The sequence below is a fragment of the bacterium genome (assembly GCA_035454885.1).
GTDB lineage: Bacteria > UBA10199 > UBA10199 > JACPAL01.
On the sequence record DATIGE010000041.1, the window covers coordinates 47567 to 62305 of the forward strand.

Sequence of the window (14739 nt, forward strand, 5' to 3'; positions counted from 1 at the left end):
CCATGACCAAGTTCGACTCGATCCTGAACGAGCTCAAGGACCTTCAATCCCGTCTCAAGACGACGGCGAACCGGTTGTGGACCATCAAGTTTTCCCTCTCGACGGCGCGGAGCGAGGGTCCCGAGGGCGGTGATTTTCTGCGCCGCCGCCTTCAGAAACGCGAGCGGGAGGAGCAGCAGGAGTTCGAAAGGCTCGTCAACCGGCTGAACCGCGTCGTTTCCTCGCACCTGGACAGCTCCCTCATCGCCTTCAGCTCGATCGAGGACGTCCAGACCGTGGCGAACATCAGCCGGACGATCCGCTACATGCACAATTCCTTTGCGGGTGAATCCCTCTTGGGGCAGACTTGGGCCAAATTGAATGCGGCCCTCCCGGCTTTTTCCAGAAACTAAGATCTTCCTTCGGATTTTCGTCCCGGCGATCCTCTTTGCCGTCCCTCTTTGCGCGGCGGAAGAGGAGGAGGCCGCTCAGGTCAAGGAAGACCGGCCGGTCAGTTTCGCCTTTGAGGCCGATTTCGCCTCCCACTACCTGTGGCGCGGTTTTGTCGTCAACAACGGTCCCGTCCTTCAGCCGCTGGCCAGTTTGTCCGTTTACGACTTCACTCTCAATCTTTGGAGCAATCTCGTTTTGGAAGAGGACGGCCGTCAGGGCAAGTTCACCGAGGTCGACCCTTCTCTCGATTATTATATCCGGTGGGGACGCCTGGAAATCCAGCCGTCGTTCGAATACTTTTTCTATCCCAATCAGACGGATGCGCCTTCGACAGGCGAGTTCTCCGTGTGGTTCGCCTATCCGGTCGGTCCGGTCCGGATCTTCACCGACCAGGTCGCCGACGTCGTCCGGTACCCGGGGGCCTATTTCGGCGACGTCGGCGTGGATTTTGAAAGAGGCCTTGTCAGCCGGCTCAAGATGACCGCGGCCCTCACGCTTGCCTGGGCGACCGCAAAATACAACGAAGCCAACGGGGGCGTCGACAAGGCCGCCCTGAACTCGCTCTATTGGGACCTGGGGTTCGTCTACGAGCCGTGGTCGTTCCTCTACTTGCGGCCCCACATGCAGGTGAGCGTCCTCCTCGACCCGGATCTCCGCCGCGCGTCCCCCGATCCAACCGTTGTGAGCGGCGGCCTCGCCCTGGGGGTGTCGTTTTGAGGCCCCGGTTCTACAACATGGCCCGGGATTGCGCCGGCCTGTATCAAGACCGACCCGCCCTTTTTTTCGAAGGGGAGGGGTTATCCCACGCGTGGACCCATCGCGACCTGGCGCGCGCGTCGGACGGCGTCGCCGCGGGGTTGCGGAAAAAGGGTCTCAAACGCGGCGATCGTCTGGTCCTCGCCCTCCCGAACGGGCCGGAATTCCCGGCGGTTTTCTTCGGGGCGATCAAGGCGGGGGCGATTCCTATTCCCGTTTCGGCGACGCTCAAGCCCGGCGAGATCGCCTTCCTCAAGAAGGACAGCGGGGCCCGGCTCGTCTTGAGCGAGCCGGCCCGGGCGCGAAAATTCATGAGCGCTCCCGGCCCGGCCGTTCGCGTCCCCCGAACGCGGGGGGACGATCCGGCCTTTTGGCTCTACACCAGCGGGACGGAAGGCCGGCCCAAGGCCGTCATCCACGCGCACCGGAGCATTCCGGCCCATGACGCGCGCAACCGGCTGTGGCTCGACCTGAAAAAGCACGACGTCGTCTTCAATACGAGCGCCTTGAACTGGAGCTACGCGCTGACATGCGGGCTCGCGGATGTCTTAAGGCGCGGGGTGACCTCCGTCGTCTTCTCGGGACGGCCCGAGCCGGAGCGGCTCCTGGAGGTCGTTCGCAAGAGGCGGGTGACGATCTTCCTGAGCGTGCCCGGCTTGTTCCGCCGTCTGACGGAATATTTCGAAAAGCGCCCCGCGTCGCGGCGTCTCTTCCGTTCCGTCCGAGTCTGCCTCTCCGCCGGCGAGAAGCTCCCGGCCGAGATCCGGACGCGATTTCGGAGCGCGACGGGGCTCACGATCCGGGAGGGACTGGGGATGACGGAGCACAGCGTCTATCTCGTCCAGCCCAAGGGCCGGCGCGTCGTCGAGGGCTCGTGCGGGCGGCCTCTCCCCGGGCATCGAGTCGCGATCCTTCGGGAGGACTTAAGCCCCACCCGGCCTGGGGAGGTCGGCATCCTCGCCTCGCACCGTTCGTGCCCGGGGCTCATGTCCGGGTATCACCGTGGCCTAAAGGAGGGGAAAGCGGCTTTCAGAAAGGGTTGGTTTCTTTCGGGCGACTTGGCTTACCGGGATGAGCAGGGGAACTACTTCTTCATCGGCCGCCGGGACGACGTGATCACCGCCGGCGGTTACCGGATCTCACCGATGGAGGTCGAGAACGTCCTGAACCGCCATCCGGCCGTGAGGGGATCGGCCGCCGTGGGGGTTGAGATCGCCCCCGGAAAGACCGTCGTGCGCGGCCATGTCATCTTGAAAAAAGGAAGGAAGGGCACGGGGACCCTTAAGAAGTCCGTGCTGGATTTCGCGCGGCGGAATCTGGCCCCTTACAAGGCGCCTCGCGAGATCGTCTTTGAGACATCCCTTCCCAGAACGTCGACAGGAAAACTGATCAGGAAAAGATTTCGTTCGGCTTGAAGAAGAAAGCGATCTCGGTCTTCGCGGTCTCCGGCGCGTCCGAGCCGTGGACGACGTTGGCGTCGATCGAGTCGGCAAAATCACGGCGGATCGTTCCCGGATCGGCCTTTTTCGGATCGGTCGCGCCCATGATTTCGCGATTCTTGGCGATCGCGTTGTCGCCTTCCAGAACCGAGACGACGACCGGGCCGGAGATCATGTAGTGGACGAGGGATTCGTAAAAGGGCCGGGCCTTGTGAACGGCGTAAAATTCCTGAGCCTGTTCCTTGGAGAGCTTGATCATCCGAGTCGCGACGATCTTGAGGCCGCCCTTTTCGAAGCGGGCGAAGCACTCGCCGATGACGTTCTTGGCGACGCCGTCCGGCTTGATGATGGAGAGCGTTCTTTCCCTAGCCACGATAGACCTCCTTCAAATGTTTTCCGATCTCGGCGATCGTGCGCGAAACCCTGATTCCCGCGGCCTCCATCGCCTTGATCTTCTCCGCCGCGGTTCCCTTGCCGCCCGAGATGATGGCCCCCGCATGCCCCATACGCTTCCCCGGAGGGGCGGAGATCCCCGCGATAAAGCCGACGACCGGCTTCTTCACGTTCTTCTTGATGTAATCCGCCGCCTCTTCCTCCGCGGATCCGCCGATCTCGCCGATCATCACGATCGCCTCGGTGCCCGGGTCCTCGTTGAAGAGTTTGAGGACGTCGATGAAGTTCGTGCCGTTCACCGGATCGCCGCCGATCCCCACGCAGGTGGATTGTCCGAGCCCGATCCGCGTCACCTGATCGACCGCCTCGTATGTCAGGGTGCCCGAGCGGCTGACGACCCCCACCTTTCCCGGGCGGTGGATGTGGCCCGGCATGATGCCGATCTTGCATTCGCCGGGCGTGATGACGCCAGGACAGTTGGGACCGACGAGCCGGGTCCTTTTGCCGTCCATGTACCTTTTGACCTGGATCATGTCGACGACGGGGATGCCCTCCGTGATGCAGACGACCAGGTCCAGGTCCGCGTCGACGGCCTCCTTGATCGCCGCCGCGGCGAACTTGGGCGGAACATAGATGACGGAGACCGTCGCGCCCGTTCCGGCCTTCGCTTCCTTCACGGAATTGAAGATCGGAATGCCCTCGAATTCCTGGCCGCCCTTGCCGGGCGTGACGCCGGCGACCATCTGGGTACCGTACGCGACGCACTGGCGCGTATGGAACTGACCGGTGTTGCCGGTGATTCCTTGGGTCATCACCTTCGTGTTCTTATTGACGAGGATGGACATAAGATTATCGCGCTTCCTTGACGATGCGATCAGCGGCCTTTGACAAGTCGTCCTCCGAAATCAGGTTCAGACCCGATTCCTGCAGGATTTTCTTGCCGAGATCGACGTTGGTTCCCTGGAGCCTGACGACCACGGGCACCTGGATGTGCACTTCTTTCGCGGCCTGAACGACGCCCATCGCGATCGTGTCGCACTTCATGATCCCGCCGAAGATATTGACCAGGATGCCCTTCACCTTGGGGTCGGCGAGGATCAACTTGAACGCGGCCGTGACCTTTTCCGCCGTGGCCCCTCCGCCGACGTCGAGAAAATTGGCCGGTTCGCCTCCGTGGAGCTTGATGATGTCCATCGTCGCCATCGCGAGCCCGGCGCCGTTCACCATGCAGCCGATATTGCCGGCGAGGCTGATGTAGGAGAGGTCGTGCTTCTTCGCCTCGATCTCGGCCGCGTCCTCCTCGTCCAGATCGCGCAGGGCCTCGTAGTCGGGGTGGCGGAAGAGGGCGTTGTCGTCGAAGTTGATCTTGGCGTCCAAGGCGAGCAGGTCGCCGCCCGCCGTCACGACGAGGGGATTGATTTCAGCCAACGAAAAGTCGCCCTTCACGTAGGCCTCGTACAATGCCTTCACGAACGAAACGAATTTCGCGGAGAGACTGGCGTCGAATTTCAATTGGGCCGCGACGGCCGAGACGGCCTTTTCGTCCACGCCCGTGGCGGGATCGACGGAGATCTTGAGGATCTTCTCCGGATGCTTGGCGGCGACCTCCTCGATCTCCATCCCACCCTCGGCGGAGGCCATGATCGTCACGCGCGAGTTCGCGCGGTCGAGGACCGCGCCCAGGTAGAGCTCGCGGGCGATCGAACAGCCCTTCTCGATCAGGAGCTTCTTGACGGTCTTCCCTTCGGGACCGGTTTGATGGGTGACCAGGTTCATGCCCAGGATCGCCTTCGCGTGCGCCTCGGCCTCCTCGATCGTCTTCGCGAGCTTGACGCCCCCCCCCTTGCCGCGCCCTCCGGCGTGGATCTGCGCCTTGACGACGACCGGAACCCCTAGGTCCTTCGCGGCCTGAACCGCCTCTGCGACGGTGAATGCCACGCGGCCCTCCGGCGTCGGGACGCCGAATTTCCTCAAAATCTCTTTGCCTTGATATTCGTGAATCTTCATGGAAGAGCGCTCTCTAGCAGAGAATCAAAATGGGACGCAAGACCTTCTTCCTCGCTTTTTTCGCCCTCTGGGCCGCCTCCGCCGCGGCCGGGGAGGCGACGATCCAATCGTGCAGCGACGGCGACACCTGCGCCGTTCAGGTCGCCGGATTCGCCTTCAAGGTGAGGCTGATCGGCGTGGACGCCCCGGAGATGGGACGCCGCAAAGGGGAGGGCCAGCCCTTCGCCCGAGAGGCGAAGGACGCCTTGAACCGGATGGTCGCCGGCAAGCGGCTCGAAATCGCTCAGCACGGCTTGGACGGCTACAATCGACCTCTGGTGACGATCCGTTTGGAAGACGGGGACATGGCCAACGAACGTCTCGTCGCCGCGGGCCTGGCGGAGGTCTACGAAGGGCCGTCGAAGTACGACACGTCCAGGCTTCGGTATTTGCAGGACCGTGCCAAGTCGGAGGGAAGAGGGATGTGGTCGTTGGGTTCGAAGTACGTCAGTCCCTACCTTTATCGAAAAAGGGCGCGTCTGTCGGCCGAAGAATGATTATTTCCAAAGCAGCCTGTTGAACATCCGCTTCGTCGCCTCCCACTCCATCTCAGCGATTGACGTGGTGAGGGGAATTTCCTTCGGGCAGACCTCCACGCACATTTGGGCGTTGCCGCAGTCCCCGATCCCCCCTTTGCCCATCAAGGCGTCGATGCGTTCGTCGGCGTACATCGCGCCCGTGGGATGTTTGTTGAAGAGGCGGGCCTGCGAGATGGAGGCCGGGCCGATGAAGTCGGAGTGCGAATTGACCTGCGGACAAGCCTCCAGACAACAGCCGCAGGTCATGCAGCGGGAGAGCTCGTAGCCGACCTGCTGCTCCTTGGGGCTCATGCGGGGGCCCGGACCCAGATTGTGCGTCCCGTCGATGGGAACCCACGCCTTCACGCGCTTCAGGGCCTCGAACATCCTCGTGCGGTCGACACGCAGGTCGCGGATGCAGGAAAACTTGCTCATCGGCTCGATCGTGATCGGCTGGGAGAGGTTGTCCACGAGGGTTGAACAGGCCTGCCGGACCCGGCCGTTGATGACCATCGTGCAGGAGCCGCAGACTTCTTCCAGGCAGGCGGCGTCCCAAGCGACCGGCGTCGTCGCCTTGCCCTTGGCGTTGACCGGTTTCTTTTGGATCTCCATGAGGCAGGAGATCACGTTCATCGAGGCCCGGTAAGGGAGCTCGAACTCCTCCCAATACGGTTCGCCGTTGGGGGCATCCCTGCGTCTGATTTTTAGATAAATGGTTTGGGACATATTGGTTCGCATGGCGGGCGAACACAAGGTTCGCCTCTACACCGTCATTTCATATCATATTTTCTTGGCCGCGGCTTGATGTACTGGATGTCCACGTCCTCATAGCTGAACTCCGGTTCGTCCGCGGGTCCCCGGAACCTGGCCTTCGTGGTTTTGAGCCAATTGGCGTCATCGCGCTCCGGGAACTCGGGCTTGTAGTGGGCGCCGCGGCTCTCGTTCCGGCGCCAAGCGCCCAGGGTGATGACCCTCGCGAGCTCGAGCATGTTCTGAAGCTCCCGCGCGAAGACGAGCTCGCGGTTGGACCAGCCCCCCGTGTCCGAAAGCGAGACGTCCTTGTAACGCTCCAAGAGCTCCTCGATCTTTTCGTCCGTCTTCTTGAGCTTGGCGTTGTAACGGATGACCGTCACGTTCTCCGTCATCCAGTCCCCGAGCTCGTCGTGGATGTGGTGGGGATTCGTCTTGCCGGTCGACTTCAGCAGACGGTCATTGATCTCCCGTTCGCGGCGCACGGCTTCGTCATACAGGCTTGACTCGACCGCGTCGGCTCCCTTCGAAAGATTCTTGGCGTAACGGATGACCGCCGGCCCCGCCACCAGGCCGCCGTAGATGCAGGAAACGAGGGAGTTCGCGCCCAGGCGGTTCGCGCCATGATATTGGTAATCGCATTCGCCTGCGGCGAAGAGTCCCGCGATGTTCGACATGTGATCGAAGTCGATCCAGAGCCCGCCCATGGAATAATGGACGGCGGGGAAAACGCGCATGGGGACCTTCTTCGGGTCTTGGCCGACGAACTTTTCATAGATCTCCAGAACGCCGCCCAGCTTTTCCTGAAGTTTTTGGGGGTCGATGTGCGAGACGTCGAGGTAGACCTGCGGGCGGCCGTCGACGCCCAGTTTGAGCTCGTAGACGACCTTGAAGATGGCGCGCGTGGCGACGTCGCGGGGAACGAGATTCCCGTATTTGGGATACCACTCCTCCAGGAAGTACCAGGGCTTTCCGTCCTTCGGGACCCACACCCGCCCGCCTTCGCCCCGCACCGACTCGGAAATGAGCCGTAGCTTGTCCTCGCCGGGAACGGCGGTCGGATGGACCTGGACGAATTCCCCGTTCCCGTAAAAGGCCCCCTGCTGGTAGGCGGCGGAAACGGCGCTGCCCGTGCAGATGGTGGAGTTTGTGCTCTTGCCGTAGATGAGTCCCGGGCCTCCGGTCGCCAGTATGACCGCGTCCGCCCGGAAGGCGCGGACCTCCATCGTGTCGAGGTTGATGGCCGTGATGCCGCGGCAGACCATCTGATTGTCCAAGACGAGCGACAGGAACTCCCAACTCTCGAATTTGTTGACCTTCCCTTCCGTCTCGAACCGCCGCACCTGCTCGTCAAGGGCGTACAGGAGCTGCTGTCCGGTGGTCGCTCCCGCGAAGGCGGTCCGGTTGTAGAGGGTGCCGCCGAAGCGGCGGAAATCGAGGAGTCCCTCGGGTGTCCGGTTGAACATGACGCCCATGCGGTCGAGCATGTAGATGATGCCCGGCGCCGCGTCGCACATGTTCTTGACCGGCGTCTGATTGGCCAGGAAGTCGCCTCCGTAGATCGAGTCGTCGAAATGCTGGGCGGGGGAGTCTCCCTCGCCCTTGGTGTTGACGGCGGCGTTGATGCCGCCCTGGGCGCAGACGGAATGCGAACGCCGGACCGGGACGACGGAGAAGAGATCGACGGAGACTCCCATCTCGGCGATCTTCATCGCCGCCGCCAATCCCGCCAGCCCGCCTCCCACAACGATGATTTTCGGTGACGCCATAAATTAGACGAATTTCAACAGGATCGAGACGCTCCAAAGGGCTATGACCACGAAGATCCCCATCGTGAGGGCGGACGTGGCCTGCTGCGCCTTGCGTCCGACCGTCAGCCCCCAGGTCACAAGAAAACTCCAAAGCCCGTTCGAAAAGTGAAAGACGGCCGCGAGAACGCCCACGACGTAAAACCAGAACCAGTAGGGGACCGCGAGCTTTTGCCGCATGAGGGCGGCCGTGAAATCATAGCCTCCGAGCACCGATTGGATGCGCGTCGTGTACGAATGCGTGACGATGAACACCAGGGCCAGAAAACCCGTCAGCCTCTGGAAAAAATACATCCAATTCCGGTACTGCCCATAGCTGGTGAAGTTGTTCTGCCCCCGATAAATGATGGCGACGCCCAAGGCGGCGTGCAGAAGGATCGGCAGGTAGATGATCCCGAATTCGATCAGGTAGACCATCGGCAGATGGGTCAGAAAATGGGAATGCTCGTTGAACGCCGCATCGGACTGGAAGATGTAGGAGTTCCCGTAAAGATGCTGGAGAAGGAAGCCGCCGACCGGCAACATGCCGGTGAAGGACATCAGTCGCTTGAGGTAAAACGAAGTGGAATCCATTAGAGCTTAATCTGTTCGACAAGTTTTTTCACGTGATCGAGGCTTTCCAAAAAGAGCTTCTTCTCGACCTCGTTGAACTTTAGCTCCAGGATTTTCTCCGCCCCGTTCGCTCCGATCACCGTCGGCACGCCCATATAATACCCCTTCACGCCGTATTCGCCGTTCAGGTACGCCGCGCAGGGGAGGACCCGCTTCTTGTCTCTCAAGAAGGATTCCGCCATCGCGAGGGCGGACGCGGCGGGGGAGAAAAAGGCGCTGCCGGTCTTGAGCAGATTGACGATCTCGCCCCCGGCCATCTGCGTGCGCTTGATGATGGCGTCGATCATCTCCTGGGACAGGAGGTCGGTGATGGGGATCCCGTTCACCGTGCAATAACGCGGTACCGGCACCATGTCATCGCCGTGGCCTCCGAGGACCAAGGCCGTCACGTCCTCGACGGACACGCCCAGCTCCATCGCCACGAAGGTCCGGAATCGTGAGGAATCCAGGACGCCCGCCATGCCGATGACCTTGTGGGTCGGAAAGCCGGTGATCTTCTGCATTGTGTAGACCATCGCGTCGAGCGGGTTGGAGATGACGATGACGAAGGCGCCTTCGCAGTACTTCTTCACGTTGGCGGCCACGTCCTTCATGATGTTGACGTTGGTGTTGAGCAGGTCGTCGCGCGACATCCCGGGCTTGCGCGGCACGCCGGCGGTGACGATGACGACGTCGGAACCCTTCAGGTCTTCGTAGGAATTCGTGCCTTTGAGGCGGGAATCGAATCCGTCGACGGGGCCGCTCTCCAGGATGTCGAGGGCCTTCCCCTGGGGCACGCCTTCGACGACGTCGAAGAGGGCGACGTCGCCCAACTCCCTCTGGGCGGCCAGTTGGGCCAGGACCCCGCCGATTTGGCCCGCGCCGATCAATCCGATCTTCGCTCGTTTTGCCATGGGTTTGCTCCGTTTTGACGCAGTGCATTTCTCCACTGGGGGGGGCGTCTTGGCAAGGATTTTTTTGTTGATGGATATCATTCATGAATTCGTCTGAGTCATGAACGGGGCTGTCCGTATGGATCTGTTCGAAGTGGGCGAACAATGTATAAGCATTTGAAATTACATACATTATACGGGCCATAGGACCCGTATTATTCTGTTAATAAATGCATAATCCTCCTGGCTCGTCGGCGGGAGGCCGTAAAAACATAAAAGATATCAAAGGATTAGCTCCCGGCTCCGCCCGGGCGCATTGGCAGGGCTCTTGCTCTCTTCCCCGTAGGGGGAATGATGGGCATTTTGCTTGATCCAGAGATGTACGCACCGGCGGCTTCGACAGGGGCCGAAACGGCCCCTGTCGAGAAACCGGCCTCCGTCGCGACTCCGCCGTCCGCACCCACGGAGGGCGGCCTCAGCGCCTGGGCCGCCTCGGTCGCCCTGAAGGGGATTGAGAAGGTCAAGGGCGGGCTCGGGGCCGTCGACGCCCTGTTCAAGAAAGCTGGCGGAAGATCCGCGGCCGAGACGGAACGTCTCCGAGCGATCAACCTCGCGGCGGTCGAGGTCTGGGAGGTCTATAACAAGGAAGGCGAAAGGGTCGAAAACGACAACGCGACGGGCGTCTTGGGCCACGTCGTCGGCTTCGTCGATTATCTAATCCGCGATGATGGAAAAACGATCGCCGACGACCGGGGCGAAAAATGGGCCCTGGAACGCAAGCTGGTCGCCGAGATCAAGAAGACGATCGCCTCCGGCGAGGCGGACACGCTCCGGGAGGCGTTGAACCTCATCCGGTCCTACGGTCCCGCGTCTTTGCGGGAACCGGCGAAAAGATTCCTCGGGGAAAAAGGCGAATTCGGTCACCGCAAGGGGTACCCTCTTTGGGAGCTGGTCGATTTTGCCTCGTGGCCCGACAAAGATACCGCGGTAACGCGTGACCTCCTCGAGAGGGCCTTCGAGCTGGAATATGACGCCGATGCCGTCGAAACGCCCTTTGCCGTCTACTCGCTTGTCCACGCCGTTTCCACAGACCCAAAGGTCAAGAAAGAGGCCGAAGAAGGGATGAAGGCCCTTTCGGGGGAGAGCGGTTTCGGCCGCGCGGCCCTGAAGTTCGCGTTTTCTTCAAGCCCCGAGGGGGCAGCTCTCGACGTGGGGCTGATGTTCGCGTCGGCGGGTCTGGGAAACTTGGCCAAACTCGGCGCGTTCGCGAAGCTCGAGAAGGCGGGTATGACCGGTTACAAGGCCGTCGCGCTTGCCAAGGCCGCCGAAATCGGCGCGGTGACAACCGCCCTCTGGGCCCTGAACGCCGGGCGGGAGGCCCTCACGCATGACGTCGGCAAGGCCTTGGACCCCGCCCACTTGGCCAAAAGCCTCGCGTCGACCGGACTCATGATCGGATTCCTGAAGGTCTTCGGCGCCGCCGGGGAGGGGATCTCAAAGCGATTGGGAGTTTCCAAGTCCCTTGTCGGCCACGGGGCGGGATTGGCCGGCATGATCGCCGCCACGAAGGCGGGCGCGGCGATGAAACTTCACGACGCGCCCGTGGGCGGCGCGAAGGAATCGCTGGCCCACGACATTTTCGGATACGTCAAGTTCGCCCTCGCCCATAAGGCGGCGGATCGCCTACTCGGCGGCAAACTCTCGGAGATCAGCCGTCGGTTCCATGCCGAAACCGCCGCGGTCGCGGCGAAGGTTAAGATCCATGCGGCCATTGACGACCTCCTGGCGACCTCCCCCCGCGTTCCGGACAACGCGCGCGAGACGATTCGAAACGACATTCTCGCCGAGGCGCTTCGCACAGGCCGTATTCCAGACAGAGTGGCTGATGTTTTGCCGCGCATCCTTGAGGCGCTGAGGGCGGAAGGCTCGAAAAAAACGAAGGCCGTCGAGAAGGCCGAGAGCGGCGTGACCGTGGCGTTGCGTGACGAGGATATCCTGACCTCCGACACCGAGGTGTTGCCCGCCGCGGCCCGCAGGGCGATCAGCCTTCCGGAGCGCCCCATCTCTTTGGGCCCCTACCGAAAAGGGCCTTCCCCTTCTGCGGGAACCTTTCACGCGGCCCGAATCCGCCTGAAAGCGATTCATGCCAAGATCGAGAAAGGGACCCTGAGCGCCTCGGATCCCTCCGTCCTCAAGGAAATGGAAAAGTGCGAGATGATGCTGGAAAAATACGGGATCAGGCCGACGAAAGGCATTGAGGCGCACTCCTTGATTACGGGCTGGAAGAATCGCCTGCTGGACGGTTACGAAGCCATGCTCGCCGATTACGGTCACGAAAAGGGGCTTGCCCTGCGCGTCTCGGACGAAAAGGCGCTGACTGACGGCCGCGCCCACATGAAATACGAATTGGTCAAGGAGGGAGACGGTTCCGAACCGGTGCTCACCCTTGAACGCGTAATCGATGAGAAGAATCGCTCCGTCGACCTTTACAATATCGAAGTGAGCGAGGCTCATCGAGGCGCCGGGATCGGCAAGGCGATCTTCCGGGATCTCGAGCCCGTCCTGATGAAGAAGCACAATGTCGCGTTTGTCCGGGCCCACTTCCTGAATCCGGTCGCCAAGAGGCTCTTCACGGACGGTTACGGAGTGAGTCATATCGAGGCGCGGCTGGATCATCTGGTCGCCTGGCCCAACGGGCGAATAGACGAGCTCATTCCCTCCTTCGACCTATTGGGAATTGAGTACCTTCGGTTTGGAAGCGATCGCGTTGATGCCACACTGAAAACTTCAGAGACGGTTGTTGCGAGGCCGCAAGGCCTTTAGCGAGTGGCCGTCGTAAGAGCCCTTAGCCCGCCCCTTTTTCATCCAGGGGGACCCAGTAGAGCAACAGGATCGATGGGACCGCGGCGACAAAGCCCAGGACGAAAAGGTTCGTATAGCCGATTTTCTCCACGAGGATGCCTCCAAATCCACCGACGATCGTCGACCCGAGGCTCATGATCGCCGTCCCGATGGCGAAGTGGGCCGCCTTGTAGGTGGGGCTGCAGAGACGCATCAGGTAAACCATCAGGGCCGCCGTTCCGAGGCCTCCGGCGAGGTTTTCGTAGGCGTGGATGACGGCGATCAGGGAAATCCCCCCGAGGGTCGCCGCGGACGGCCTTCCTTCGGACAGGATGATATAGGCCAGGATATTGACGTTCATGAGCAGCGTGATCGGCCAGATCGATCCCTTGAGACCCGCCTTCTTGATCCACCAGGCGCCCAACAACGTCCCCGCGATCGTTGCGAACGATCCGACGAAACCGGCGAGCCAGGCGAGCTGGGTCTTGGCGACGCCCAGTTCCCTCATCAGAAACGGCGTGTTCATGGAGAAGAGGATTTCATCCCCCAGCTTATAGGACGCGACAAAGCACAGGATGACGGCGATGCGCTCGCGCTCGAGATAAGAGAGAAACGAGTCGACAAAATTCTTTCGGATTTCCCGGAATCCGATCGTCCTTTTCTCCCGCTCGGCCTCGAACCGCGGGGAGAAGGCCTGGTGAAGGCAGAATAAGACGAGCATCGTGGCGGCCCCGGCCCCGAAACCGTAGAACCAGTTGGCGATGCCCGCGATGCCCACCAGGACGCTCCGGGCATAGATGATGGCGATCCGGTACGCCAAGACCCTCAAGCCCGAATAGGCGGCCTGAGCGCTCGGGTCGGTCAGGCCCTCGAGGTAATAGGCGTCGATGGCGATGTCGTTCGTCGCCGCGACGAAGGCCAAACCCACAAAAAGAAAGGCCATCGCCGAGGTGATGTGAGGAATCCCATTCGCCGAATGGAGTCCGGCCAGGCCGGCGAGAACAAGAACGGCGAGGGTGATCGCAAGCTGGATCCTGAGCATCCAGCCGCGTTTGGTCCCGAAAATATCCAGCAGGGGGGCCCACAGGAATTTGAGGTTCCAGGGGATGCCGAGGAAATTCAAAAATCCCAGGTAAGCCTCGCGGACGCCGATGTCGGTGAAGTAGACCGAGGACAGAAACCGCACGATCATGTAGGGGAGACCCTCGGCGAAATAGGTCGACGAGACCCAGAGGGACGTTCGGAGGCCCTGTCGAGGGGCGGTCACTTCTGGCCTTTGGACTTTGAGAACCTTTCCGCCATCCTGGCCCAATCCTCGGGAGTCATCTCGGTGAGCATGTTCATCTCGCCGGCGCCGCAGATCCATTCTCCGCCATCGATCGTCACGACCTCGCCGTTGATGTAGTCGGCAAAGTCGGAGACGAGGTAGGTCGCCAGGTTCGCCAGCTCCTCGTGCCGGCCGGCGCGGCGCAGGGGGATGCGGCTCATCCATTTTTGCTCGAAATTCGGCGGAACGAGGTTCTCCCAAGCCTGTTCGGTGGGGAAGGGGCCGGGGGCGACGGCGTTCAAGCGGATGCCGTATTTGCCCCATTCGACGGCGAGGGAGCGGGTCATCGCCAGGACACCCGCCTTCGCGCAGGCCGAGGGGACGACGTAGGCCGAACCCGTCCAGGCGTAGGTGGTGCAGATGTTGAGCACGCGCCCGCCGCGCTGTTGGTTGATCCAACGCCGCCCGGCGGCGAGCGTGCAGTGAAAGGTTCCGTTCAGGACGATGCCGACGACGGAGTTGAAGGCGTTGGGCGAGAGGAGCTCCGTCGGAGAGATGAAGTTGCCCGCCGCGTTGTTGACCAGGATATTGAGGGGCCCCAAGGCCTTCTCCGCCGCGTCGAAGACCGCCTCGACCTCGTCGTACTTGCGGACGTCGGAGGTCTTGAAAAAGACCTTCGCGCCCCTGGCCTCGATCTCCTTGGCGGCGGTCTCCAAGACCTCTTGCCGCCGGCCCGTGAGGATGAGGTTGGCGCCAAGTTCCGCGAATCGCAGGGCCATCGACTTGCCGAGGCCCGTCCCGCCGCCGGTGATGAGGATGTTCTTACCTTTCAACAGGTCTTTTTGGAACATGAGGCCTCCGTGCGGGGGCGAATACAAGATTCGCCCCTGCATTACATATTTTTGACGATTTCCTTGCCGAACCCGGAGCAGGAGACGAGGGTCGCGCCCTCCATCAGGCGGTGGAAGTCGTAGGTGACTGTCTTTTTGGAGATCGTCTTTTCCA

General features: G+C 61.6%; 14 protein-coding genes and 1 pseudogene. 5 read left to right on the plus strand and 10 right to left on the minus strand.

Annotated features, from left to right (window positions below; translation table 11 throughout):
- The first annotated feature begins 2 nt into the window (after window positions 1-2).
- The 3 genes from VLJ37_07740 to VLJ37_07750 are packed head-to-tail and all read left to right on the plus strand — an operon-like array spanning window position 3 to window position 2603.
- Window positions 3-392, plus strand: a complete 390-nt coding sequence (locus VLJ37_07740) for a hypothetical protein (protein ID HSA59561.1) — start codon at window positions 3-5, stop codon at window positions 390-392.
- Window positions 361-1149: a hypothetical protein gene (locus VLJ37_07745; protein ID HSA59562.1), complete on the plus strand. Its 789-nt coding sequence runs from the start codon at window positions 361-363 to the stop codon at window positions 1147-1149. The genes VLJ37_07740 and VLJ37_07745 overlap by 32 nt, the downstream gene beginning before the upstream one ends.
- Window positions 1146-2603 (plus strand): AMP-binding protein, encoded by a 1458-nt coding sequence (locus tag VLJ37_07750; GenBank protein HSA59563.1) that lies wholly within the window; start codon window positions 1146-1148, stop codon window positions 2601-2603. The genes VLJ37_07745 and VLJ37_07750 overlap by 4 nt, the downstream gene beginning before the upstream one ends.
- Here VLJ37_07750 and ndk read toward each other — a convergent pair.
- From ndk to sucC, 3 genes and pseudogenes are all read right to left on the minus strand, one after another.
- Complete coding sequence (gene ndk, locus VLJ37_07755; protein ID HSA59564.1) at window positions 2578-3000, minus strand: nucleoside-diphosphate kinase; 423 nt, start codon at window positions 2998-3000, stop codon at window positions 2578-2580. The two genes, VLJ37_07750 and ndk, sit on opposite strands and share 26 nt — an antisense overlap.
- On the minus strand, window positions 2993-3865 hold the full coding sequence (sucD, locus tag VLJ37_07760; protein ID HSA59565.1) for a succinate--CoA ligase subunit alpha: 873 nt from the start codon (window positions 3863-3865) through the stop codon (window positions 2993-2995). Before sucD ends, ndk begins: the two co-directional genes overlap by 8 nt.
- 4 nt (window positions 3866-3869) lie before the next feature.
- Window positions 3870-5030 (minus strand): annotated as a pseudogene (gene sucC / locus VLJ37_07765) (ADP-forming succinate--CoA ligase subunit beta).
- Window positions 5031-5056: 26 nt separating this feature from the next.
- Here sucC and VLJ37_07770 point away from each other — a divergent pair.
- Window positions 5057-5563 carry a thermonuclease family protein gene (locus VLJ37_07770; GenBank protein HSA59566.1) on the plus strand — a complete coding sequence of 169 codons (507 nt, stop codon included), beginning with the start codon at window positions 5057-5059 and terminating at the stop codon, window positions 5561-5563.
- On the opposite strand, the gene sdhB is transcribed toward VLJ37_07770, so the two are convergent.
- From sdhB to mdh, 4 genes are read right to left on the minus strand one after another with little or no spacing between them, the layout of a single operon-like run.
- A complete protein-coding gene (gene sdhB, locus VLJ37_07775) occupies window positions 5564-6310 on the minus strand; it encodes a succinate dehydrogenase iron-sulfur subunit (protein ID HSA59567.1) in 747 nt (248 codons plus the stop codon).
- A 44-nt stretch (window positions 6311-6354) separates the two neighbouring features.
- A complete protein-coding gene (gene sdhA / locus VLJ37_07780) occupies window positions 6355-8103 on the minus strand; it encodes a succinate dehydrogenase flavoprotein subunit (GenBank protein ID HSA59568.1) in 1749 nt (582 codons plus the stop codon).
- A 3-nt stretch (window positions 8104-8106) separates the two neighbouring features.
- On the minus strand, window positions 8107-8715 hold the full coding sequence (locus VLJ37_07785) for a succinate dehydrogenase (protein ID HSA59569.1): 609 nt from the start codon (window positions 8713-8715) through the stop codon (window positions 8107-8109).
- On the minus strand, window positions 8715-9647 hold the full coding sequence (gene mdh / locus VLJ37_07790) for a malate dehydrogenase (GenBank protein ID HSA59570.1): 933 nt from the start codon (window positions 9645-9647) through the stop codon (window positions 8715-8717). The genes VLJ37_07785 and mdh overlap by 1 nt, the downstream gene beginning before the upstream one ends.
- A 333-nt stretch (window positions 9648-9980) precedes the next feature.
- Between mdh and VLJ37_07795 the strand changes: the two genes are divergently transcribed.
- On the plus strand, window positions 9981-12449 hold the full coding sequence (locus VLJ37_07795; GenBank protein ID HSA59571.1) for a hypothetical protein: 2469 nt from the start codon (window positions 9981-9983) through the stop codon (window positions 12447-12449).
- Between the two features lie 22 nt (window positions 12450-12471).
- Here VLJ37_07795 and VLJ37_07800 read toward each other — a convergent pair whose 3' ends face one another.
- The 3 genes from VLJ37_07800 to VLJ37_07810 all read right to left on the minus strand — a co-directional run.
- Window positions 12472-13734: an MFS transporter gene (locus VLJ37_07800; GenBank protein HSA59572.1), complete on the minus strand. Its 1263-nt coding sequence runs from the start codon at window positions 13732-13734 to the stop codon at window positions 12472-12474.
- On the minus strand, window positions 13731-14585 hold the full coding sequence (locus tag VLJ37_07805) for an SDR family oxidoreductase (protein HSA59573.1): 855 nt from the start codon (window positions 14583-14585) through the stop codon (window positions 13731-13733). The genes VLJ37_07800 and VLJ37_07805 overlap by 4 nt, the downstream gene beginning before the upstream one ends.
- Window positions 14586-14626: 41 nt before the next feature.
- A partial coding sequence (locus VLJ37_07810; protein ID HSA59574.1) for an isocitrate dehydrogenase (NADP(+)) occupies window positions 14627-14739 on the minus strand: 113 nt, incomplete at its 5' end.

What these genes read in the sequence shown, in the direction of transcription:
- VLJ37_07740 (HSA59561.1), top strand. Translation starts at nt 3, where the DNA reads ATGACCAAGTTCGACTCGATCCTGAACGAGCTCAAGGACCTTCAATCC.
- VLJ37_07745 (HSA59562.1), top strand. Translation starts at nt 361, where the DNA reads ATGCGGCCCTCCCGGCTTTTTCCAGAAACTAAGATCTTCCTTCGGATT.
- sucD (HSA59565.1), bottom strand. Translation starts at nt 3,865, where the DNA reads ATGTCCATCCTCGTCAATAAGAACACGAAGGTGATGACCCAAGGAATC.
- VLJ37_07770 (HSA59566.1), top strand. Translation starts at nt 5,057, where the DNA reads ATGGGACGCAAGACCTTCTTCCTCGCTTTTTTCGCCCTCTGGGCCGCC.
- sdhB (HSA59567.1), bottom strand. Translation starts at nt 6,310, where the DNA reads ATGTCCCAAACCATTTATCTAAAAATCAGACGCAGGGATGCCCCCAAC.
- sdhA (HSA59568.1), bottom strand. Translation starts at nt 8,103, where the DNA reads ATGGCGTCACCGAAAATCATCGTTGTGGGAGGCGGGCTGGCGGGATTG.
- VLJ37_07785 (HSA59569.1), bottom strand. Translation starts at nt 8,715, where the DNA reads ATGGATTCCACTTCGTTTTACCTCAAGCGACTGATGTCCTTCACCGGC.
- mdh (HSA59570.1), bottom strand. Translation starts at nt 9,647, where the DNA reads ATGGCAAAACGAGCGAAGATCGGATTGATCGGCGCGGGCCAAATCGGC.
- VLJ37_07795 (HSA59571.1), top strand. Translation starts at nt 9,981, where the DNA reads ATGGGCATTTTGCTTGATCCAGAGATGTACGCACCGGCGGCTTCGACA.
- VLJ37_07805 (HSA59573.1), bottom strand. Translation starts at nt 14,585, where the DNA reads ATGTTCCAAAAAGACCTGTTGAAAGGTAAGAACATCCTCATCACCGGC.